Genomic DNA, 23,498 nt, shown 5'->3' with positions numbered 1-23,498 from the left:
CGTGTCGTATGTTTGTCATGATCGTCCACAAATGCAGATGAAGCACATACTACAGATCGCCGGAATTCTCCTCATGCATAGCGGAATAGTGTTCGCCCAGCCACCGAGGATCAGTTATCTCCAAGTTGACGAGGCGCAGTCACATCTCTGGATAGTCGGTTCATTTGGGGATACTCCAGGTGTGGTCAGGATAGAAGATAGTGTACTAGGGACGGTGTCGTGGAGTGATACACTTGTCGTGTGCAATATCCGTGATAGCGGGATGTATTCATCAGGATTGGTTTCTGTCTCAAATGGGACAGGCCAACCCGATACGAGAATGCTCAGTGCTTTCCACCTCTACATCAATAGCCAGCAGTTCGCGATGACGTCGCCCGGCATAGGATTCCAGAACGTGGGCGAGACTGTTTGGGGCTGTTCCTGGCGCACTGATCTTTCTGCAGCTACTGGACCTCGTAGCGTCATCCCGTTTGAGATCTCAAAAGTGTCCAGCGTGCGCGTCGACAATTTCTCTGACACATGCAATTGGGTTGATACCTCGATATCAGTACTCAAGTCTTTCTCGTGCAAAGGTTATGTGAATGTTGCCCAGCTAAGGCTCGAGCGGTTGGAGTTCACATTACACGGCAATTCACTCGGAAAAGATCGCATCTATCCTCCCCCGGTCTTCCAGACACTTCCATTTAACGCAGATGGAGCAATGAAGGAATCTCATGAGGACGGGGAGTATCTTGGGATACAGAAATGGGACGATCTAGCTAGGTTGAGCATCGTTCACGTTCCCGAAAGTCTTGAAGCCAAGACATTCTCAGCCTCTCAGCGAGTGCAAGTGATTCTAACATCGAACTACGGATTCAGCATTGACGGCGGTCTCATAAATCTGCCAAGCGCAAGTATCTGTGAAGCCCTGTCCTACTCGATCTACGATCTCAGAGGAGTTGCGATTGATTGCGGCTCTTGTTCGGTAGACGAGCATTCCCAAATCCACATCAGTCTATCAGGGGGGCGGCGCTCTCCTCTATTTGTCGTTTTGCAGACTAGCGACAGAAGACTCCTAGGTACAACACTTATGCCTTGAGGAGAATCCGTTCGATTTGCTGTTTAGCAGATACCACCGAGCTACATTTGAATTCGAGCACAAACCAGGGAGGTCGATAAACGCTGATCTTCGCCTCACAGTCGAAGATTAGAGGCCTTCGCCCACCCTCTTTTCCACATTTTTCAACACTCCTCCCTTTAAATTGCGCCAAGGTTGCCTCTTGGGGCCGTTCGGAACTGGTTCTTTCGTATGGGTTTGCAGGGTTCGGCACGGAAATTGCCGAGTTCTCAAAAAATATTCCGATAATTTGAAGTTTTTTCAGGACACACCCTAAAAATGGCTGAAAGCCGCGTCAGATAAGGGTTTCAGGGGCGGTGAGGGCGGGGTAGAAATAGGCTAAATACGGGCAGGTTTACGATTTTTTAAAGAAATTTGTGGACGATTCGGAACTACGCGGGAGTACAGAGGCGTTATACCGTCCCCTTGACAAAAGGGAAAGTTCTTTGACAAGCGAAGCGGTGAAATTCTGATCGATTCGAAGTAAGCGAAAGCCCAGTCGAATAGGCCAGAACCGCGAATGAGATAACTTAAGTATAAGATAATGGACATGGTTGAATTTGTCAGCAATGACGAAGGAGATCATGACCGCAAGTATCGAGCATAGACATAAGGCTGATTGATGATCTCATGAGTAATCGTGAGAATGTCAGTTAGTCCCCAAGCAAGTAACGAAGTAGTTGAAACGCAGTGCAGCGAAAGCGGCAATGCCGATCGGCGACTTCGGTACCGAACACTGTAGTGATGCACTAAAGTAGTGAGGCGCTTTGCAAAAGGCGTCGCCTGCTATCTGTATTATGAACGTTTTTGGTGAAGTTACAAAGAGCGTACGGGGGATGCCTTGGCACTGAAAGGCGAAGAAGGACGTGGTTACCTGCGATAAGCTTCGGGTAGGTGGAAGCAACCTGTGATCCGGAGATCTCCGAATGGGACAACCCACTGAGGGTCATACCTCAGTATCATACACTGAATACATAGGTGTATGAGGCAAACCCGCTGAACTGAAACATCTAAGTAGGCGGAGGAAGATAAAACAATAGTGATTCCCTGAGTAGTGGCGAGCGAAACGGGAACAGCCCAAACCGTTTGGTCATAGACCGACGGGGTTGTAGGACTTGCGATACGGAAGTTGTCATTATAGTCGAAGCTCCTGGAACGGAGCACCATAGAGGGCGATCGTCCCGTAGACGAAATAGTGGCAATACCTAGCGAGTATCCTGAGTACGACGGAGTAAGTGGAAGTCCGTCGGAAACTGCGAGAACCATCTCGTAAGGCTAAATACTCTTCAGTGACCGATAGTGAACTAGTACCGTGAGGGAAAGGCGAAAAGAACCCTTCAGAAGGGAGTGAAATAGTACCTGAAACCGTATGCTTACAAACGGTAGGAGCGAGCCGGGATTTATCCCGGGGAGTGACTGCGTGCCTTTTGCTTAATGAGCCTACGAGTTACTCATCACATGCAAGGATAAGCATTTCTGATGCGAATCCGTAGCGAAAGCGAGTCTGAATAGGGCGATTTGAGTATGTGGTGGTAGACGCGAAACCTTGTGATCTAGCCATGGTCAGGATGAAGGTTGGGTAAAACCAACTGGAGGTCCGAACCGGTGTGGGTTGAAAACTACTCGGATGAACTGTGGTTAGGGGCGAAAGACTAATCAAACTGGGAGATAGCTCGTACTCCCCGAAATGCCTTTAGGGGCAGCGTCGGATAAGAGTCTTCCGGAGGTAGAGCACTGATTGGGCTAGGGCCGTCACAACGGTACCAACCCCAGACAAACTCCGAATTCCGGTAAGATGTTTTCCGGCAGTGAGGCCGTGGGTGATAAGATCCATTGCCGAGAGGGAAAGAACCCAGATCTACAGCTAAGGTCCCCAAATGATAGTTAACAGAGAAAGGATGTCTCGTTGCATAGACAGCTAGGATGTTGGCTTAGAAGCAGCCATTCATTTAAAGAGTGCGTAATAGCTCACTAGTCAAGCGACGTGGCGCCGACAATAATCGGGACTAAAACTATCTACCGAAGCTTAGACAACGAAAGTTGGGTAGGGGAGCATTCTGATCTGCTGCGAAGGTGGTGGCGCGAGCCCTGCTGGAGCGTTCAGAAGAGACGATGTAGGCATAAGTAACGAGAACAAGAGTGAGAATCTCTTGCACCGAAAATCTAAGGTTTCCTGAGCTACGTTCATCGACTCAGGGTTAGCCGGAACCTAAGCCGAGGCCGAAAGGCGTAGGCGATGGATGATCAGTTAATATTCTGATGCTTGTCTGTACGAGTTTGATGCTAAGGAGGGACCCAGAAGTGAACCATCCGCGCACGATTGGATGTGCGTTGAAGGGCGTAGGCGTTGAGAGGCGTAGGCAAATCCGCGCTTTGAGCTGAAACCTGACAGTACGGGGAGATTCGTCGAACCGAGTGGTGGCTAATCAGGCTGGCGAGAAAATCTTCGTAGCTATTGTACAGGCAATCCGTACCGCAAACCGACACAGGTAGATGGGTAGAAGATACTAAGGTGCGCGAGTGAGCCATGGTTAAGGAACTCGGCAAATTGACCCTGTAACTTCGGGATAAAGGGTGCCCCGCGAGGGGCCGCAGTGAAATGGGCCAACCGACTGTTTAACAAAAACACATCTCTCTGCTAACCCAATTGAGGGGACGTATAGGGAGTGACACCTGCCCGGTGCTGGAAGGTTAAGGAAGGGGGTCAGGCGCAAGCCGAAGCTCTCGACCGAAGCCCCAGTAAACGGCGGCCGTAACTATAACGGTCCTAAGGTAGCGAAATTCCTTGTCGGGTAAGTTCCGACCTGCACGAATGGTGTAACGAGTTGGCCACTGTCTCAACCATGGGCTCGGTGAATTTGTGGTACCGGTGAAGACGCCGGTTTCCCGCATATGGACGGAAAGACCCTATGCACCTTTACTGCACCCTGGCATTGACTTCGGTTAATGCATGCGTAGCATAGGTGGGAGTCGGAGAAGCCGGGGCTTTGGTCTCGGTGGAGACAATAGTGAAATACCACCCTTGCTTTAATTGAATTCTAACCAGATCCCGTGAAGCCGGGAGTGGAACAGTGTCAGGCGGGTAGTTTGACTGGGGCGGTCGCCTCCTAAAATGTAACGGAGGCTCGCAATGGTACTCTCAGCATGGTCGGTAATCATGCGTTGAGCGTAATCGTAAAAGAGTGCCTAACTGTGAGACAAACACGTCGAGCAGATGCGAAAGCAGGCGATAGTGATCCGGTGGTGCCGAGTGGAAGGGCCATCGCTCAAAGGATAAAAGGTACGCTAGGGATAACAGGCTGATCTTGCCCAAGAGTCCACATCGACGGCAAGGTTTGGCACCTCGATGTCGGTTCATCGCATCCTGGGGCTGAAGAAGGTCCCAAGGGTTCGGCTGTTCGCCGATTAAAGCGGTACGTGAACTGGGTTCAGAACGTCGTGAGACAGTTCGGTCCCTATCCTATGCGGGCGCAGGAAATTTAAGGAGCCTCGACTTTAGTACGAGAGGACCGAGTTGACCGGACCGACGGTGTGCCTGTTGTTACGCCAGTAGCATCGCAGGGTAGCCGTGTCCGGAAAGGATAAATGCTGAAAGCATCTAAGCATGAAACCTACTCCAAGATGAGATTTCCCTGAAGGATCGTAGGAGATGACTACGTTGATAGGACCAAGGTGTACGCACAGTAATGTGTTTAGCCAACGGTTACTAATAATCCGTTCGACTTCATTATATTTTTTTCTTCGGAAGAAAATAAACACTTGTAAACGTACATAGTATAGATGTCAGCGCAACGACCTTGCGTAGAACACCTCACTACTGCATTACTATAGTGTTTGGTATTGTACCACTTGCATTCGTGTTCGATATTTGCATCTCATTCGCCACCGCTCGCGTGTCATTGTTTTTCGATCTTTTACAATACAACCCGCCAAGAGTTTTCTGAACTTAGCACTCAGCACTTGAGCACTAAGCACTCAGTTCACAGTTTCCTTTTGGCGACTATATCCGAGGGGATACACCTCTTCCCATTCCGAACAGAGCAGTTAAGCCCTCGTGAGCCGATGATACTTAGCCAGTCAGGCTTGGGAAAGTAGGTCGTCGCCAGGGGTTGTATGATGCCCGCTATCGCTCTTGCGTTAGCGGGCTTTTTGTTTGTGGTTCGCTCGTTATCCTTCCTCAACACTCCATACATCCATGAAGCCAAAAGTATCGCTCATTACCCTCGGCGTTCGTGACTTCGAACGCTCGCTCCGATTCTACCGCGACGGCCTCGGACTGCCGTGTCCTGACTTCAAGGAAGGCGAAGACATCGTCTTCTTCGCACTCGAGGGGACTTGGCTGGCACTCTATCCGTTCGATAAGCTTGCGGAGGATGCGACCGTTGGTCCTGAGGGAAACGGCTTTCGCGGAATCACGCTGGCTCATAACGAGCCGTCGATCGAGGGAGTCGACCGTGTGTTCGCCGAGGCACTTGCTGCAGGCGCGACCGCTGTGAAGCAGCCACAGAAGGTATTCTGGGGTGGGTACTCAGGCTATTTCGCCGATCCGGACGGTCATCTCTGGGAAGTGGCGTACAACCCATTCACGGACCTAACCTGACAAGCAGAACCCCGCTTCACTTCGTCGTCTTGGCGCCCATCTGAACGCCGAGCTGTTCGTACGCAACATCATTCGGCTCCCAGAGTTCGATCTTATTGCCTTCGAGATCGAGAATATGGACGAACTTGCCATAGTCGTACCGTTCGATGGTATCAACGACTGTGACACCTTCGTCCTTCAGCTCCTTCACTACGCCATCAAGATGTTCGACTCGGTAGTTGACCATGAAGTCCGCTGTTGACGGCTCGAAGTATTTGGTCGCTTGCGGAAACGGACTCCATTGCGTGAAGCCTTTGCGTGTGCTGTCGCTGCCCTGATGCCACTCGAAGACGGCCCCGTAGGCATTGGTATTCAGCCCGAGATGCAATCGGTACCATTCGCGCACCGCTTTGGGATTCTTGCACTTGAAAAAGATACCACCGATGCCGGTGACTCGTCGGTTGGCAGCCTCCTCGTCCGTCGATCGCAGTACGACCGTGCTAAATGCTGCGCCACAGCAGAATGAAAGGACGAGGGCGAGTATGATGATCGTCTTTTTTTGCATTGGATAGGCTCCGAGGTTGTGAAGGGATGATGAGTACGGCCAACGCATCACGTTTCACAGCGGTTTCCATGAGGAGTGCAACGGCGAACTCCGTCTAATCGCCGGAGCCGATCGGCAACATTCTTGGCACTCCCTTGTTATCAACGATCATCCCATTCATCACTATGAAGAGCATTGTCCTGATCCTTCTGCTGGCCTGTTCGTTCGCTAATCGCGAGGCCAACGCCCAATGGAGTAGCGATGTCCTGATCTCTACCGATACGTCCGCCGGCTTGAACGAGAACATGGGGCGCTGTCTTGCCGTCAGCGGCGATTCGGTGCACGTCGTCTGGATGGACCGGAAGACCGACAGCACGGTTATCTATTATAAACATTCGTATGATGGCGGACATACCTGGAGTGCTCAAGTTGCACTGACGCCATTTTTAAAATCGGTGGACATGCCGTCGATCGCTGCAAGCGGGCCGATCTTGCATGTAGTCTATCGCGATAATAGTGGAGCACAGCCCCAGTCGATGTATCTTCGGTCGATGGATGCGGGTACTTCGTGGATCACAGGTGGTTCGCAAGGGTCGTATTACTTTTGGCCGAATGTCGTCAGTCGCGGGTCCGATGTCTATGTTGGGTATAACGACAACAAACCGGGGAATTCGGAAGTGTATCTGAGCCATTCGTCCGATGCTGGGGTGACGTGGACAAATGCGTATGAACTATCGAATGCGAGCGGTCGCTCCGAGGATCAAACAATCGCTGCGGCGGACGGGAATGTGTACGTCGCATGGAATGACAATCGCACCGGTACGATGCAATCGTGGTATCGCTACTCGAACGATAACGGGATAAGTTGGAGCCCGGAAACACAACTCACGTCAAGTACTGCAGGGACATATTTCCCGTATCTCGAAGCCCAGGATTCGAACGTCGAATATGTCGGGGGTGACAAAACACCGGGAGTGTTCGAAGTTTTCTACAAACATTCGAGCGATCACGGCGCGAGCTGGACTTCAGCCAAACAACTTACGTTCTCCGGCGGCAAACTCGCAGGATACCCGGTCATATCCCGCGATAGGAAGGATCTGAGCCTTGTGTATTTTGTCTTTGGCGGGCCGTTGATGTACTTGCACTCTCGTGATAATTTTACCACATGGGACTCTACAGTACTCGCGAGTGCGGATAAAGACCCTGGACAAGGATTCGTTGCGGCCGCCGCCGATGCGATCCATGTGATCTGGATTGACAAACGAAGCGGCCATCCGCAGATCTATTACAAGCAACTACCGATTGCTGCCGTTGCTTCCGGCTTCATTGCACCGAAGTCCGTGAATATGGGAAATCTCCGGCTGGGTGAAACGAGAGACACGACCATTTGGATTAAAAATAGCGGTACGGAAGACATCAATATATTGCAGTATGTTCTGAGCGATCCAGCCCACGTCTTCACGGTGATCGACTCTTCGAAGCACCGCATTGCACCCAATGACAGTATGACGGTCACAATCGGAGTACATGCATATAACCTACAACAGTACGGAGCACAATTGGAGATTCTGACGGACGAACGGACGACTGAGAATCCGCACTACATCAGCGTTACGGCGAACGTCGTCAGCGGCCGACTTGTCACACCGACCTCGGTCGCATTTGGTGTTGTGCCGCTCGGCAATCGTCGAGATACCACGATCGTGCTACGAAACAACGGCACGGTGAGCTCACATATTACTCAGTACTCATTGTCCGATCTGAGCGGGGGGGTTACACTCATCGATACGAGTGTCCATGATGTCGCAGCAAAGGATAGCGCAACCATTGCGGTGCGGTTTGCACCGCTCACTCCGTCGCAGTTCGTCGGTGTCTTGACGATCCACACCGATGAAGCCGGCGTCGGGACGCATGCAATCTCGTTCACCGGCACCGGCGATACGACCGCCAGCGCGGTCGAAGGGATTGCACCGAGCGGAAAATCGCTTCGTATCGAAGTTGTGCCACAACCTGCATCGACGAATTCCTCCCTTCGCTTGCACGGTGACGCAAATCACACCGATGTTACGATAACATATTATGATGTTCGAGGCGCGAGCGTCGCGGTACAGGTTCTCGGCCTGCTCTCGGAGGGGGAACGCTACGTGCAGATTCCGCTCATGGGCGCGGATGGGACCTACATCCTTGTAGTCAGGTCAGGTGCGAATGTGATCGCAACAGGTCGGATACTCTTCAAACGATAACGGAGCTACCCGAGTAGATACGCGATACCACGCAAACGGTCATCTGCCGGAGGCACAAATTGGCGATCCGTCGATAAACGTGCCGATATCCCCCGATTCTGCCTTATATTTGTTGTCAGTACTTTAAGACAGATAGTAAAACAACAGTAAATAATAGGATATGGTATTGCCAACGTACAAGATAGTGCCGATGGCCCAAGGCGGCCCCATTCAGATCACCATCTCCTTACTGACACCGCAGATCGGCTCATGTAAGGTCTATCTGTGGAATGCGGCGCAGCAAGTGTCGGAGGTCGTCAATCCGAACGGAGGATCGCTCGAGTGGAGGTTTAGTCTGCCCGATGATCCCGGAGTCTATGCCGGAGGAATGATCGATAGTTTTCTCGAGATCGTCGAACCGGCGCCAAAACCGGGCGAGACATACTCAGTTCAACTGATCGTCAGTCAGAACGGCACGCAGGCGATGGTGCCGTATACAGGCACGATCGGCTCAGATCCGGTAATGCCTCGGCTTTCGATCGCTCTCGTCTGAGAGTAGGTTCGTCCGGGTTGCATCGCTCATGCCTTTTTCACACTGAATGTGCTCACTATGAAACGTATCATCGTATTCCTCGCGCTTGCCGTACTAACGCTACGTGCCGGGGCACAAAACACCCGCGTTGGCAATGGCACACTGAACTTCTCTGTCCCGGATGCGCCGGCCTTTGCAATCCTCGGTGCTTCGCCGCCGAGCATTATCCGTCCGACGGCGACTCGTGAAGTGACGGCAGGTATTGCCGATCTCTTTCGTGGTGGCGGCGTTCTGCCGCAGAATCTGTTCGTGGAGTTTAGCCCGTGGTCGGTCATCGGCGCGAAGCTGACGTTCGACGAGTATCGCGAAAGTTCATTCGAACGGTTTTTGTACCGACTTCGGCTCTCGCTTGCGAGCCGGTCCACCGATCAGCAAACCGGTGCGTCGTACTCGAGCTGGGGGCTGCGTATGACCTTCGAAGATGAATCCGACCCACGGCTCGACGACACATTCGTAGCGACGATCCGCGGACTGATCGAACGCGACCTCTCGACGATCGACCCGACGAAACTGCGACCGCCGACATCCGGTACCGACTCCAATTGGTCCACGTCGCTGAGCGCCGACCAGCGGGCGTCGCTTGCATCGTCGGCAGTACTACTTTCGAAGGCACGGATTGCCCAGGCCGAGAAATCCTGGAATGCATCGATCTTCGAAGGCGGCATTGCATGTAGTTATCGCAATCCCGATTCGCTTGTCAAGCACGTGGTGATCGACCGTGCCGCACTCTGGCTGACAAAAACTTTTGCGCTCTCGAATTGGGGACAGGTGCTGCTCGGGACTGCACCGTGCATGATGCGCAGCAGCATGACCGGTGCGATGGACTCGGTGAATGCAACACTGTCGTCGCGATTTTACGGTGGTACGAATTCGGGCAAACTCTTTATCGAAGCACAGTGCGGCGTAACCGGACGGACAGGCGATAAACCTTCGGATTCGTTCGATCTTACAGGCGGAATTCGCATCGGCGGAGAGTATAATGTCACAGGCCCCCTCTGGCTGGAATTCGACCTCAGTGGCACCCGCGATTTTAAGACGGCAACCAATACGTATGTTGCACCGTCGATCAAAGTAAAATGGGGCAGTCTGCCTGGGTAAGAAGATCGGCAGAGATAATCGTCTAATCGACGTTCGTTTGGCACCGTAATTCCATATATTTGTAGCGTATTCACCATCATCAATCGAACTATGACGAAGCGAAGCCCGATCGCAGTTTTCTTTCTGAGTTATCTCACACTCGGTATATACATCATTGTATGGCGTGTCAAAACGAAGGGCGAGATGTGCCGCTTCGGCGCGGACATCCCGACATCGTGGTGCATGATCATTCCGATCGTCAATATCTGGTGGCTCTGGAAGTATGCCGGAGGGGTACAACAGATCACGAAGAATTCGCTTTCGCAAGCGGTGTCATTCATTTTGTTGTTCCTGCTCGGTGGTATAGGCGATGCGATCGTTCAGGATAGCTTCAACAAGGTCGATATTCAATCGGTCGTTCATCAGTAGTGCAGCGCTTGCCCCGAACGCCCAGCACAACCGCCTGTTCGGGAGTATGCGTTTGAGTCTTGCTGTTTGGAATTCTCCACCCCGATTCTTCATTTATAGCATCGGGAATGCGGTAAGCTATTGAGTCATTCGCCGACCGGCATCGCCCGGTAGGGAGGTTGTATTCGAGGTGGTGGGTCGCATGCTCTCGGGGGCTGCCGGCGTCATACCCTGAGCCTATCCCCTCGATTTGGTCAGTCATTGGAACAATGTATCCATGTTCAACTTGCGCTCGCACAGAGGTTGGTCTCCTTGGCTCGGTGCGGTAGCACTGTACTTCTTGTTGTTCGTATTGGCAGTGCTGGTCAATCTGCACGGACTCTCCGGGTCGTATTACTATGATGATTATTTGCGTGTGTTCAGCGACCCAAACTCAGCGCTTTGGCAAGGTTTCCTGCACGCGAACTACTTCGACAAGTTCTACCGTCCGCTCGAATCGATGGTGCTCGCCTTCGTTCAGATGCACTTTGGTTGGAATACCCTTCCGTTGCACCTGCTGAGCCTCTCGCTTCATACCTATCTTGCATGTTTGGTGAGCCATGTGCTTCGTCGCTGGAAGGTCCGTCCTGAGGTAGCGATCGGTGTAGCGGCGTACGTGATTGTCTCCCAGATGAGCACAGCCGCCGTCCTCGGCAACGATACACAATCGCAGATCACGGCGTCACTGTGTTCTGCCGGCGCGCTGTGGTTGTTGTATCGCCGGATGACCGAAGCCAGTGACACAGGTTGGCGATACGCCGGCAGCGTCGCGTGCTTCTTCCTTGCGCTGATTTCAAAAGAGACTTCGATCGGGCTCACGCTCAGCGTTGCATTTCTATCGTTCGTTCTGATGCGTGCAGACACAACAGTTCGACGGGTGCAGCGGACGATCGTGACGCTCGTTCCGTACGGTATCGCGACGCTCGTGTACCTCGGACTGCGAGTGCATGCCGGAGCGGCTCTGCCGCAATATGGTACCCAGGACTACGCGTTCCGCTTCGGCGCGAACATTGTCGAGAACATCGGTGAGCTCGGCATCCAGAGTCTGTTGCCGATCTCGAGTATCGAGTTCGTACGCGCATTGCGATCGCATGCGTTCGACTATCTTGCGGTGTTCGCATTGTTCACGCTCGGTGCCTTCGCGATACTCGCCAGAGGTTTGGCCTACGATCAGCGCCGGGGCCGAACCCTTGTACTCGTTGGGATCCTGATTTGTAGTTGGTGTCCTGTGCTATTTCTGACACATCTCAACGAACCATATTCCTATAATGGCTTGCCGGTGATCGCCGTCTTGTGGGGGCTGTCATTCGAACAGCTACTGCGCCGGGGCTCGCGTATGTGGCGGGTGCTGGCGCTCGGAGCCATCCTTCCGCTGTTCGTGGGAAACGCTCTCGGCGTCGATCAGAAAGCGCGTGCGATGACAGCGCAGGGAAAGCGTGCCGACGTATTGCTAAAACAGGTCGTGCACGCCACGACGTCACTGCCACGAGGAGCCAATCTCGTCCTTGTCGATCCGTCGGAGAAGACATTCAAATACACCACCTTCCTTTTGCAGGGCTTTCGGGTGTTGGTTTGTGCAGATAGCATCATCCACTTTCTCTCCGGACGTCCGGACGTCTCGATCATCCACGTGCAAGATAGCACCGTCGCACGACTCCGAACATCTCCAACAACAATTTTCCTGACGTATGAACCTCGATCATTGACGCTCGTGCCCTACCCAATTCCGATCCGCCGGGAATTGACGGGCGAGTGAAAATACGTGCTTATATTAAATAGCTGCTCGATGAGCACCTACTGTGTCACGTCCAATAACTATTCTACTATATGCCTACAATGACCTCATACGCTCCCGGCAGTTTCTGCTGGTTCGAGCTTGCCACGAACGATGCCGCTGCCGCTAAATCATTTTATTCAAATATTTTCGGCTGGCAGTCGCACGACTCCCCGATGGGCGACGGCTCCGTCTATACCATGCTAATGAAAGACGGTGCGGACGTCGGCGCGCTCTACGGCCTTGACAAGACCCAACTCGAGCGCGGTGTTCCGCCGCATTGGAATCTCTACGTCTCGGTCGAGAATGTCGACGAGTCAACGGCGAAGGCGAAGTCGCTCGGTGGCAAAGCGATCATGGAGCCGTTCGATGTGATGGAGCATGGCCGGATGTCCGTCATTCAGGATCCCACCGGGGCAATGCTCTGTCTGTGGCAGCCGCGCGCCCACAAAGGCGCCGGCGTTATCGGCGAGAACAACGCCTTCTGTTGGTACGAGCTCTACACGAACGACCCGGAAGCCGCCAAAACATTCTACACGCAGCTCTTCGGTTGGGGGATCGGCGGCGATGCCAACTACACCGAATGGAAGAACGGCGACGTCGCGATGGGCGGAATGATGAAGATCATGCCGGAGTGGGGTAATGTTCCTCCGCATTGGATCGGGTATGTGATGGTCGATGATTGCGATGCGACCGTCGCGAAGATCAAAGCAAACGGCGGTAAGCTCTTCGTCGAACCGATGGACATCCCCAACATGGGCCGCTTCGCCGTCGGCGACGATCCGCAGGGAGCAGGGTTCGCAATATTTGCGCTTGCAAAACAATAACCAATGATTCAAAGCCCGTGGCACCGCGACGTGGTGTCACGGGCCTTTCTATAAGCGAGAATGACAACACCATACGAGATCAAAGACCTGGCTCCGCAACTGACGTTCGGCGTGACGCTGCATTCCGACAAAGCGAAATTCATGACGCTCTTCGACGTCTGGTTTCCGAAACTCTGGCAAGCCCTGACCGAAGCTGGGGGACAACCGCTCGGCGGCCCGTTCGCACGCTATCACAAGTGGACGGACGAAGAGGTCGTCATCGAACTTGCCGCACCTGTCGCCGCAGCGATTGCCGAGAGTGCCGACTTCAAAATGGGCAGTACGCCCGGCGGGAAGACGATCGTCTTCCAACACATCGGTCACTACAGCGGCTTGATGCAGACGTGGGCGGACATGATGGAGTGGGTCGCAAAGAACGGTTACGAGCTCGCATCCGGCGGCTGGGAGACCTACGTCACCGACCCACGCACCGAACCCGATAGCACGAAGTGGGTGACCGAGATTTATCAGCCGATCAAGTAGCATGGCGGATATTCTGCTGCGTCCGGTCGAAGAACACGAGGTCGATCACTTCTGGGATCTCCTGCAGGAGTATCTCGGCGAGGACAACGGACGCGTCTTCTCCGTACCGAAGAACGAAGACGGAAGTTACGAATATCCATACTTCGATCTGTACTTCCAGCAGCCGACACGATTTCCGTTCTATGTGCTCCAAGCGGAGGATATCATCGGGTTTGTGATGGTTCGCGAGCTTGCGGATGATTTCTATTACGTCGCGGAGTTCTATGTCAGGCCAGAGGCTCGTCGCGCAGGCGTTGGACGTGAGGCCATGGAGTGTGTCTTCTCAACATTCCCCGAGAAGCGGTGGCTCATCAGCGTGATCAGACAGAACGAACCCGCGCTCGCATTCTGGCTCGAGATCGCACGCGGAAGCGGAGTCCCCATCGAACTCGAGATCATCGATAAGTAGCGATTCAATTGGCCGACGGAATAATTTTCTGATCTAATCTCCTCTCATAAATCCCGTTTCTGGTTGGGGTAATTGGAATTATTCGTTCAATCGAAGCGTAACCAATCTATGAAGGAACTAATGAATGCGTGCCTCCTATCCCTCCTGTTTGTGTGTTGCTATAGCTCGGCATCGCGAGCTCAGGGAATTGCGCATCTACCGGATAATAGTTCTGTGGACACTATGTATGATATTCCCTATGCGCAACCTATAAGGATCAGGTACTATTTTCCAATTCACGCTCATTCCTATTTTAAAGTGTATCCAAACAATGGGGACCCATGGATAAATGAGGCGGGGATCACCGTATTCGGCATGAGTGCAGATCTACAGTTGCCGCAAGTTGATACACGTGTCGAGGGATATCAAGTGGATAGTGTCGTTACGTTCATCAATTACACTAAAAACCAAGCTGGTTCCCCGACAAGAATGCTTCGATTTGTACTCGACACTGTTACCCACCAACTGCGGCATGTGTTCGTGTTCTATACGTGGGGGGTGGACGGTGACTGGATGTCAGTATTTTTTGAGGAGGATTCTTTCCATGTTGACTCGATCCATTATTCAGAAATATGGAATCATCACCTTCTTGCCGAGGCGCAAGGTGCGGGGCTCCTTAGTACCTTGTCTGGGTTGGACTATGTGAGCAAGCTGCCCCATCTGGAGGGTGGAAATACATTCTACACATCCTACATGATCTTTATTTCGCCTCCAACCGACACTTCCGCTTGTTGGGTTTCAATTGATTTGGCAACCACCGATCTACGGTTTGGAGTACGACCGCTTGGGGAGAATGAGGAACAGTTCACGGTATACTATGACCCCCTTTCTGAGAGTATCCATGCCATCTTTCCAAGCGAAACGACGCAACGTGAGTTGGTCTTCTTCGACGCTCTTGGACGGAAAGTATCTTCGACAGAGATCGCTCCGTCGATGACCTCGTTAACACTGGGAAGAGGCTTCTTGCCTCGAGGTGTGTTTATATGTATGTTTGGACGTCAACGAGCCAAGTTTGTGGTGGAATAGGTTATTCCGTCCTCATGCGATGACAAATGTGCAGGTCCGTTTCAAGTTCAGTGGGGAGTCTATAGTCTATCTCTTAGCCATCATCCGCTCGGCGATTTGTTTGCCGAGTGCACGTGCATCCTGTGCAGGATCGAGCGCATACTGCTCGCGTTTCGGGCGCATCTTGTTCGGCGACGGAGCCGAGACGGTGGTGAGAAATCTGGTCCGTTCTTTCGGATCGACATAGGCAGGCGAATCGGTCGATAAATGTTCTTGCTTCGACCGCCATGCATGTTCGATGCCTTCTGCCGCAAGCATGACCAGATGATTTTCGCGATACTTGGAGTTGAGTTTGTCGAGTGTTCCCATCAACGCCTCGTGTTTTTTCAGCGAGCCTTCGTCGAACGAGAACGTTAGCTGCATTTTTTCGGCAGGGAACAGGTCTGTGAGGATAACACCAAGTTTTCGATACCGGTAGCCCGGCCGGTAGATCGATTCGAGCAGACGGTGCATGTGCGCGATCAGGTCCGGCGTATAGGCGGTAGGTTCGACGAGCGCATCGTTCACGCTGTTCGAATATTTTTCATCGTCGTTAAAGAGATTTGTATGTAGGAAGACACCGCCGACCCCGGCGATGAGTTTGTGTGCGCGCAAGGATTCGGCGGCCATGCTGGTAAAGAGTGCGGCCGCTTCCTTGAGTTCGTCGATCGAGGTCACATAATTGCCGAACGAGCGCGAACGCATGATCTGCTTTGGCGGCGTCAGGTTTGCTTCGACGCCGAAGCATGGAATGCCACGTAATTCCCACACCATCTTTAGCCCGCCGATGTGCAAGTGTTTCAGAACCCAGGCGTCCGGCTGGTTCATCAGTTCGAGTGCAGTACGAATGCCTTGGTCTGCAAGAAATGCGCCGAAGCGTCGGCCGACGCCCCACAGATCGCCCACGGGTAGTGTCTGCAAATATCCGGTGCGATGCTCTTCGCCGCAGATATTAAGTACTCCCTCGGGGAGCTGTCGTTTCTTGACGATTTCGGAAGCGACTTTCGTCAAGGTTTTGGTCTCGGCGATGCCGATCGAGACCGGAATGCCGACTTCATCGAGAATGCGTTTGCGCAAGGATGCGAGATATTGTTCGGGCTGTTTCCATTCGAGGCCGGTCATGTCGATAAACGCTTCGTCAACGGAGTAGACCTCCACTTCGGGCGAATAATCGTTCACGATCGCCATCACGCGCTCCGAAAGCTGCATATACAAATTGAAATTCGCACTGAAGCTGACGACCCGATGCTTCGCGATAATTTCTTTGTATTGATAGACCGGAGCTGCCATCGGAATACCGAGCGCTTTGGCCTCGTTCGAACGCGAGATCACCACGCCGTCATTATTCGACAGCACGATCACCGGACGCCCGTTCAGGCTCGGGTCCAGCGTTCGTTCGCAAGAGACATAGAAGTTATTACAATCGACGAGTGCAATCATCTCTGAACATGTAACCATTGGGCACCTACCGATGGGTTCCTCAGAGGAAGGCGCTAGAGAGTCGGCCTCGTCCGGAATGGCTTCGCCAACCGTGCTATAGTGGGCATAGGGGCAGTACAACTTCGGTCCGGCGGGTGTGTTATTGACTTAACGGCGGCTTTGCCCGGTCTGACTCAGACTCCAGGTATGCCACCAGATAACCATCTGAAAAATCAGTATGAAATTCTTTCCCCTTATCCTTTGTGCGGCGATAGCGAGTGTTTTCGGCATTACCCCGTCGGTTGCACAAACGACGTTCGTTCCCTTCGGTCTCGAAGGCCGGAATGTACGAGATGTGGTCATCATGCGCTCAGGCACCGTTCTCGCACTCGCTGACACCGGCTTTTACCGGCTTGAGGCGGATGCGCATTCCATCTGGGTGCGTACGAGGAAGTACGCCGATCCATACGGCGGTACCCCTGAAAATATTATCCCTATTTCCGACTCGGATGTGCGGACGTTTGCATATGACTTCATGGAGGTCTCGTCGGATACGGGTTCGACATGGGTACATCGCTCCTTAGGCGGGAAGTCGCTGAGGACGGTGGTCGTTGTCGGGGATTCCGTTCTGATCGCTGGCGACGGCAACGGGCTCTTGCGATCGACCGATCTCGGAACAACGTGGAAATCACTTGGCACTTCCAATGGCCTTTCGTCGGACTTCTTCGATATTGGTACGATCGGTCTTGGTTCAAAAGGTCGGGCGATCGCCGCTAACCAAGGGATCACCGGGGGATTGGCGTACACGACTGCGGATACAGGAAAGCACTGGAATCGGGTTCTCTCTGCCGGCACCGATATTGGCGCAGTGTGCATGATCAACCCGATCACATTCCTTGCCGCTGTCGGTACGAGCGTGAAACGAACGACGAATGGCGGAGGAAGCTGGAGTGCGGTGGGAAACCTGGATGGATTGCGATGCTCTGCCTTCTTGGTAATGGGTGATACGGTCTATGCCGGAACTGTGGGAAACGGTCTATGGGCTTCGTTCGACCGGGGTATAAGCTGGATCGCGTGGGGTGGACCGTCCCTCTCGAAGCGTACGATCACGCGGATCATATCGACGGCGGATGCACATGTGATCGTTGGGACTGACAGCGGTCTCTTTATGACTGCGCCCGAGGATGCAATAGTATCGTCGACTTCGAATAGCCGCGCGTTCTCGTGTTCAGTATACCCGAATCCGGCTCACTCGCAGGTTCGGATTGTTGTGCATTCACCAACGCCGGGTCCGGCGCAAGTGAAGATCGTCGATACGCGCGGAGTTGTTGTGACGATTCTGCCTGATATACGATCGGTTAGCGATGACCACATCTATGAATGGAATGCCGAGAAAATTGCGGCAGGGACATATTACTGCGTCGTCACCTGCAACGGGCAGATGACGACGAGTACAATACTACTTCAATAACTACTACCGGCGTATCTCGACACGACGAGATACGGAACGGGTCCCGTCAGATATTCGGAGAATATACGTGCCTGCGGCAAGGCCGGTGGCATTGAAACTCACCCGGTGCGAGGCCCCGTCTTCGACCTTGTCGACGATCGTTGCAACCCGCACACCAAGCAGATCGAAAAGCTCAAGCTGGATATGCGACGCGCGTGGCACCGAATACTCGATCGTTACGGCGTCGGAGAATGGGTTGGGCCGAACCGCATCCAGTGTCAGTTCTTGTGGGGCACTGGCTCCTGTCACTGCAAGGCTCGGCGCCGGGAATACGATCGTATCGAATGCGCGATTGCCTGCACAGTCGGTATACATAAAGTACACCGTCTCGCCGACAACCGGGATCTTCTGGTGCGCGGTGACGATGTGCTGTTGGATGTCTCCGTCACAGGGTTGAATGCCGGGTGCAATACTGACAGTAATATTCTGAGGATTGGTTTGCGGCGAGAATAACCACGCGATGGTGTCCATCCCCCGGTTGACAGAGCCCGCATCCTGGACAATCGTGTTCACCGTCATCGAGTCGCTCGACCATGCATGCGAGAATCTGGGCGCGATCGTGTCGGGTGCGACGTACGCATGACGCGTAAAGCAGAGCGTCGTATCGCTCGTGTGGCCGATGCAGTCGGTGAATGTAAATGTGACGCAGGCGCCGTAGGTCGAGTCGATCTGGCGGAAGAGGATGCGATGTGTGGCCAGATCGCCAACGCAGGCGGCGACGGGATCCAATGTGTCGACCTCGAAATGGGTCAGCGGTCCGCCGCTCTTGAGCACATATGAGATGGACTTCAGCCCTTTATCGCCCGGCCGGTCATCGTGAACGAGGATCGTATCGCTGCCAAGCGCGATGTCATGTGAGTGTACTTCGAAGCGCGGCGGCAGGGAATCGCTCGAAACGCATTCAAGCGTAATATTCTGGATGCATGTATCTCCGATGAAGCTGGAGAAGAGCGGCGGCCCGAGCGAGCTGGTGCCGCTGAATTTCAAACACGTTTGAATATCGCCGTTGCAATCTCCCATCGAGTCGGCTTTCACATAAAAGTCTTCGACCAAGACTTCATGCGGATTCAGGGTCGCCCCCGGAGTGGGTGGCTTTTGTTGCGATTTGCCGATCTTAATCAAGCCGGTGGAATCCCAAATGGACAACCGGTCGCATACGGTGAGGGTGAGATAGATACCGGTCGCAATGGCGGCATCGCTCGGGTTCAGGGTATAGAGTTCGACGTTGAAGGGAGAAGGGGTATACGAATGCTGCTTGCTGTCCCAGGCGATCCGGTGCGGGTAGAACATGAGTCCGAACATGTTTCCCACGCATTCTTCATACTCCGATGTGCCGTACGATGTCACTCCGCCGACCACTGTTTGTGTACCGTTGACAACGATCGGATTGAACTCGATGAGAAGCGCAGCATCAGTTCCGGGCCGCTTGCCGAGCAACGAATTGATATTTGCGGGCGGACCCATGATGTTCTGCGCGAGCGTGTACCAATCTCCGTTCGTGATACGCATCGGTATCGTGGTGCCGATCGTCCGGTTATCGAGATATCCCTGGCAGGCCAACCCCGGCTTATTCTGAGGCCCGGGTAGTGTATGCAGAAATCCGACATAGAACGGAGGCACCGCATTGCCGTACGTTCCTGGATATTGCTGCCATTGGTCGTAGTATCCGTAGCGATGCAATAGTACCGGCGCGTCGTTCGCGCTGGGCTGGTTCTTTTCGTTCGGGTCCGAAATGTCGAGATCGAGGAGCCATTGGCACTTGATAGTAGCGGTCTTGCCCTGCGCGAGCCCTTTGAAACTCCAGCGCATTGCGACCTGTCCGCTTTTGGTAAATGCTACGGGCCAGCAGTCCTGAATGATATCGACGCTATCTCGATTACGCCACACACAGCGAACGGTATCGCCTACTTTGATGAGCTGATTGGGCATCCCGAGTTGCTTCGTGTTCGCCGGGATCGGAGAAAGTACATTGTTATTGGTGTAGTAGTTACCGTTAATCTGTACCGTCAGAAAACTCTTGTCGTAAAAATTGAGGGATGCATCGAGTCCCACACGTCCGGGCGGGAGCATAACAAAGATCGAACCATCATTGCCCAAGATACGGCCGACGATGAAGTCGTTTGACGTCGTTACATCTTGTGCGTGTGCACCTTGGCCGGCGAACGACAGGACGAAAATAATCGCGGCGCAGAATGATATCGGATGCGCCGAATCGGGAATACGGAAGTGAGTAGAGGGCCGCAACATTGGAGTAGATGAAGTGTTGTATAATGAGCAGTAAATATACGCCTATTATTGCCGTTTCGTGCTCGAACCGCTGGAATCAAACCCTACTCGGTTCGTTTCCCTATGGAGCCCACACACAATGAATACACACATTCGCAACGGGGTTCTCTGTCTCGTGTTCGTTGCTTCGGTCTCGGTCGGTTCCTGTAGCAACGAGCAGCCGACGAATGCGGAGCCACGTATCGACTTCCAGCACCCGCTCGCACCGCCGGGACTTTCCAATATATATGTCGATGGTCAACCGGCAGCGTTCGCCGATAATTTTGATTATGCGGAATATTACGCCGGCGAGCCCATGACCGACGAGTTTAGTTATTATGTCGATCGGGGATTTCATTCAGTGTTCAACCTCGATCTGAATGCGGATACCGAATACCTGTCGTTGATGATTCTCAATGCCGAACCACGAGTCGGGTTCTACACCGTGCAGGATAGTGCCGTTGCCGAGGTCGCATCGATAAGTTACCGCCTGAGCGACACGATGACGAATATTCAAAAACAGGTCGTCGAATCGGGTTCATTGCAGATCACCAAGTTCGATACGGTCGCCGCCAGAGTGTCCGGTGTATTTCGTGTACGGGTGCGAACCAAGAACGGGAGCACGGTGCACACGATCGAAGGATCGTTCACCGATGTCTATCTGAAGTATGGTGAAGATGGCGGAGAAGTAATGTCGGCGGATATTTCTGGTACCGCCTGGCATTCGGCGTTCGACTCAGGTGAGTTCTATCACGCATTCGGTAATTCGCATTCACAGGGAGTGGACGAGCGGTATTTCTCGATCCAGATGTCGACACCCGAGGATACGACAACGGGGTACGAATCGTTCTCGATGCTCATACCCAAGCCGGTGACCGCAGGCAATTACGATCTTGAACCGGGCCGCGTTGTGTATCGAAAGTTCATGTATGATCGGAACATGGCGCGCTACGCGCTTGCGTTCTCGGACACCAACGATGCGGTGCTTCCGCACGCACTCTCCGTGAGCGATATGGATACGGTGCGCCGCAGGCTCAGCGGGAGTTTTGCATTCAGTATGCACGATGGCTCCGGCCGCTCTCCGATCTCGGTTCGTGCAGGCACATTCCGGCATTTATATTGGTGGTAGGGCTTCGAAGGGTATATGACATAAAAAACCCCTTGCCGGCAGCACAGTGGCAAGGGGTTTCCCTTTTTACCCAGTGAGAATATTGCTATTCTCATGTCTCCTCTTTCAGAGAGGACCAAACTTTTCGTACATTGATTACTTGGTGCTCGTCATAATGCTCGGTAAGTCGTCGCTTGTGGGCGGCAAGCAGGTCGCTCCGCGTGATGATCCCCAATAGAATGCTGGGATCTTTTCTGGAGACAACCGGGAGTCTTCCGACATCATGGGCAACCATGTGATCCGCTGCTTCACGCAGCGAACAATCTTCATATATACACACTGGGGGGCGTCGAATCAGCGACTCAACCACGCTGTCTTCCGGTATGCTGCTAGCGAAAAGATCGCGACGGGTAATGACACCCCGAAGTTTCCCATCATCGAGCACAGGAAATCCCTGATGCTCGGAGCCGGGCGTTCCGGCATTCATCCAAGCACGCACTTCACTAAGACTTTGCTTGGCTTCCAATATAACGGGATACCGAAGATTGAGTTCCCGTACCGAAATGCGGTCCAGGAAGTCCGCCTGGTAGTCGCTCGGAACCCGAACGCCGCGACGTTCGATCTTCTCGGTCATCAGTGTGCTCTTCATCATCGAGCTCGACACGACATACGCGGCGGAGCAGCCGCCGATCAGCGGGAGTAATCCGTGGGGTTGCTGTGTGGTCTCGAAGGCCATGACCACACTTGTCAGCAGTGCACGAGTCGCTCCGGCGAACAGCGCCGCCATCCCGACAAGGGCAGCCATCCGCAGATCGATCCCGCAATTCGGCAACAGCCACAGGGCGACGGCGCCACAGACCGTCCCGACACCGCTGCCGATCGTAAAGAGCGGCGCCATCGTGCCACCTGATGTACCGCTGCCAAGCGAGATAGCCCACGAGACGAACTTCATCGAGCACAAGAACAGCACCGCTTGTGTCGGGATCGAGTTCGCGAGTATATCGGTGATATTGTTGTAGCCGACGCCCAGCGTTCGCGGAGCAATGTACCCGCAAATGCCGACCGCAACAGCGCCGAGCGCCGGCCACCACATCCAATGGATCGGAAGTCGTTCGAACTGATCCTCGATCCAATACACGGCTTTCGTGACGAAGACGGAACAAACGCCGCAGACTAACCCGATAACGGCGTAGAGTGCAAGCGCTGTCACGGTCGGCTCGGCAACGGCCGGCATCGGGAATGCAGCCTCCGTTCCGACGAGTGCGACACGGCCAGCCGCGGCTGTGACGGCCGCTAAGGCGACGGGAATGATCGAAGTCGCTTTGTATTCGAAGAGCAGGAGTTCGACCGCCAATAGAACGGCTGCGATCGGTGTGCCGAAGATGGCAGTCATGCCGGCGGCGGCTCCGGCTGTAAGCAGAATTTTTCGTTCGTTTGCTGTCGACGGGAAGAGTTGCCCGAAGAATGACCCCAGTGCTCCGCCAGTGGCGATGATGGGGCCTTCGGCACCAAACGGGCCGCCGGTGCCGATCGCAACGGCACTCGAAACCGGCTTCAGAAACATCATCCACGGGTGAATGCGGCTTTGGTTCGAGAGGACTTGTTCCATCGCCTCGGGAATGCCGTGTCCGCGGATCGCACTCGATCCGTAGCGAGCCATCACGCCAACCACCAAACCGCCAAGTACGGGGACGAGCAGAACCCACCACCCTAAGGTATTACCGGCAGGGGATGTCGGGGTGAGCGAGAAACGCCCGAAGAAGGAAATGTTCGTAAAACAGGCGATGAGCGCTTGCAGACCCTGTGCTACAAGCACTGCGACGACTGCCAAAGCGACGCAGGCAAGCGTCAGGAAGAGGGATCGTTTATCAAACACCGACCGATCGCGGGGAAGGTCGATCGATTCCGGCGTTATCCCTGTGTCAGGGGGTACCGGGAGTGCACTGTTCGTGGGTGGTCGAAATATGTCTCCAGGGTCCATTCGT

General features: G+C 53.6%; 17 protein-coding genes and 2 rRNA genes. 15 read left to right on the top strand and 4 right to left on the bottom strand.

Going from position 1 to position 23,498, the window contains the following annotated elements:
* Nucleotides 1–37: 37 nt before the first annotated feature.
* From JSS75_03760 to JSS75_03745, 4 genes are all read left to right on the top strand, one after another.
* Entirely contained in the window at nucleotides 38–1,078 is a 1,041-nt protein-coding gene (locus JSS75_03760; GenBank protein ID MBS1902797.1) for a hypothetical protein, read from the top strand.
* A gap of 827 nt (nucleotides 1,079–1,905) precedes the next feature.
* Nucleotides 1,906–4,827 (top strand): 23S ribosomal RNA (locus JSS75_03755).
* Nucleotides 4,828–5,088: 261 nt separating this feature from the next.
* Nucleotides 5,089–5,204: ribosomal RNA gene (rrf, locus tag JSS75_03750) — 5S ribosomal RNA — on the top strand.
* A gap of 87 nt (nucleotides 5,205–5,291) precedes the next feature.
* The gene (locus JSS75_03745) at nucleotides 5,292–5,696 is read left to right on the top strand and encodes a VOC family protein (protein MBS1902796.1); all 405 of its coding nucleotides are present in this window, start codon (nucleotides 5,292–5,294) and stop codon (nucleotides 5,694–5,696) included.
* 16 nt (nucleotides 5,697–5,712) lie between these two features.
* Here JSS75_03745 and JSS75_03740 read toward each other — a convergent pair whose 3' ends face one another.
* On the bottom strand, nucleotides 5,713–6,165 hold the full coding sequence (locus JSS75_03740) for a VOC family protein (GenBank protein MBS1902795.1): 453 nt from the start codon (nucleotides 6,163–6,165) through the stop codon (nucleotides 5,713–5,715).
* Nucleotides 6,166–6,404: 239 nt separating this feature from the next.
* Between JSS75_03740 and JSS75_03735 the strand changes: the two genes are divergently transcribed.
* From JSS75_03735 to JSS75_03695, 9 genes are all read left to right on the top strand, one after another.
* Nucleotides 6,405–8,462, top strand: a complete 2,058-nt coding sequence (locus JSS75_03735) for a choice-of-anchor D domain-containing protein (GenBank protein MBS1902794.1) — start codon at nucleotides 6,405–6,407, stop codon at nucleotides 8,460–8,462.
* Between the two features lie 160 nt (nucleotides 8,463–8,622).
* Nucleotides 8,623–8,994: a hypothetical protein gene (locus JSS75_03730; protein ID MBS1902793.1), complete on the top strand. Its 372-nt coding sequence runs from the start codon at nucleotides 8,623–8,625 to the stop codon at nucleotides 8,992–8,994.
* Between the two features lie 57 nt (nucleotides 8,995–9,051).
* Nucleotides 9,052–10,131 (top strand): hypothetical protein, encoded by a 1,080-nt coding sequence (locus tag JSS75_03725; protein ID MBS1902792.1) that lies wholly within the window; start codon nucleotides 9,052–9,054, stop codon nucleotides 10,129–10,131.
* Between the two features lie 90 nt (nucleotides 10,132–10,221).
* Complete coding sequence (locus JSS75_03720) at nucleotides 10,222–10,539, top strand: DUF4234 domain-containing protein (GenBank protein MBS1902791.1); 318 nt, start codon at nucleotides 10,222–10,224, stop codon at nucleotides 10,537–10,539.
* A 265-nt stretch (nucleotides 10,540–10,804) separates the two neighbouring features.
* Nucleotides 10,805–12,313: a hypothetical protein gene (locus JSS75_03715; GenBank protein ID MBS1902790.1), complete on the top strand. Its 1,509-nt coding sequence runs from the start codon at nucleotides 10,805–10,807 to the stop codon at nucleotides 12,311–12,313.
* Between the two features lie 80 nt (nucleotides 12,314–12,393).
* On the top strand, nucleotides 12,394–13,158 hold the full coding sequence (locus tag JSS75_03710) for a VOC family protein (GenBank protein ID MBS1902789.1): 765 nt from the start codon (nucleotides 12,394–12,396) through the stop codon (nucleotides 13,156–13,158).
* A 60-nt stretch (nucleotides 13,159–13,218) separates the two neighbouring features.
* The gene (locus JSS75_03705) at nucleotides 13,219–13,680 is read left to right on the top strand and encodes a GyrI-like domain-containing protein (protein MBS1902788.1); all 462 of its coding nucleotides are present in this window, start codon (nucleotides 13,219–13,221) and stop codon (nucleotides 13,678–13,680) included.
* 1 nt (nucleotide 13,681) lies between these two features.
* Nucleotides 13,682–14,128: a GNAT family N-acetyltransferase gene (locus JSS75_03700; protein ID MBS1902787.1), complete on the top strand. Its 447-nt coding sequence runs from the start codon at nucleotides 13,682–13,684 to the stop codon at nucleotides 14,126–14,128.
* 354 nt (nucleotides 14,129–14,482) lie between these two features.
* Nucleotides 14,483–15,193 carry a hypothetical protein gene (locus JSS75_03695; protein MBS1902786.1) on the top strand — a complete coding sequence of 237 codons (711 nt, stop codon included), beginning with the start codon at nucleotides 14,483–14,485 and terminating at the stop codon, nucleotides 15,191–15,193.
* Between the two features lie 66 nt (nucleotides 15,194–15,259).
* Here JSS75_03695 and JSS75_03690 read toward each other — a convergent pair whose 3' ends face one another.
* Entirely contained in the window at nucleotides 15,260–16,651 is a 1,392-nt protein-coding gene (locus tag JSS75_03690; GenBank protein MBS1902785.1) for a Y-family DNA polymerase, read from the bottom strand.
* Nucleotides 16,652–16,868: 217 nt separating this feature from the next.
* Between JSS75_03690 and JSS75_03685 the strand changes: the two genes are divergently transcribed.
* On the top strand, nucleotides 16,869–18,101 hold the full coding sequence (locus JSS75_03685; GenBank protein MBS1902784.1) for a T9SS type A sorting domain-containing protein: 1,233 nt from the start codon (nucleotides 16,869–16,871) through the stop codon (nucleotides 18,099–18,101).
* A gap of 3 nt (nucleotides 18,102–18,104) precedes the next feature.
* Here the strand turns inward: JSS75_03685 and JSS75_03680 are convergent, their stop codons facing one another.
* The gene (locus tag JSS75_03680) at nucleotides 18,105–20,387 is read right to left on the bottom strand and encodes a T9SS type A sorting domain-containing protein (GenBank protein ID MBS1902783.1); all 2,283 of its coding nucleotides are present in this window, start codon (nucleotides 20,385–20,387) and stop codon (nucleotides 18,105–18,107) included.
* Nucleotides 20,388–20,505: 118 nt separating this feature from the next.
* On the opposite strand from JSS75_03680, the gene JSS75_03675 reads away from it, so the two are divergent.
* Entirely contained in the window at nucleotides 20,506–21,534 is a 1,029-nt protein-coding gene (locus tag JSS75_03675) for a hypothetical protein (GenBank protein MBS1902782.1), read from the top strand.
* Nucleotides 21,535–21,625: 91 nt separating this feature from the next.
* On the opposite strand, the gene JSS75_03670 is transcribed toward JSS75_03675, so the two are convergent.
* Nucleotides 21,626–23,494, bottom strand: coding sequence for a chloride channel protein (locus JSS75_03670; GenBank protein ID MBS1902781.1), 1,869 nt, complete (start codon nucleotides 23,492–23,494; stop codon nucleotides 21,626–21,628).
* Nucleotides 23,495–23,498: the final 4 nt, after the last annotated feature.

Source organism: Bacteroidota bacterium (assembly GCA_018266755.1).
GTDB lineage: Bacteria > Bacteroidota > Ignavibacteria > Palsa-1295 > Palsa-1295 > JAFDZW01.
The sequence above is the reverse complement of the archived record's forward strand: the minus strand, read 5'-3'. Positions and strand labels throughout refer to the sequence as shown.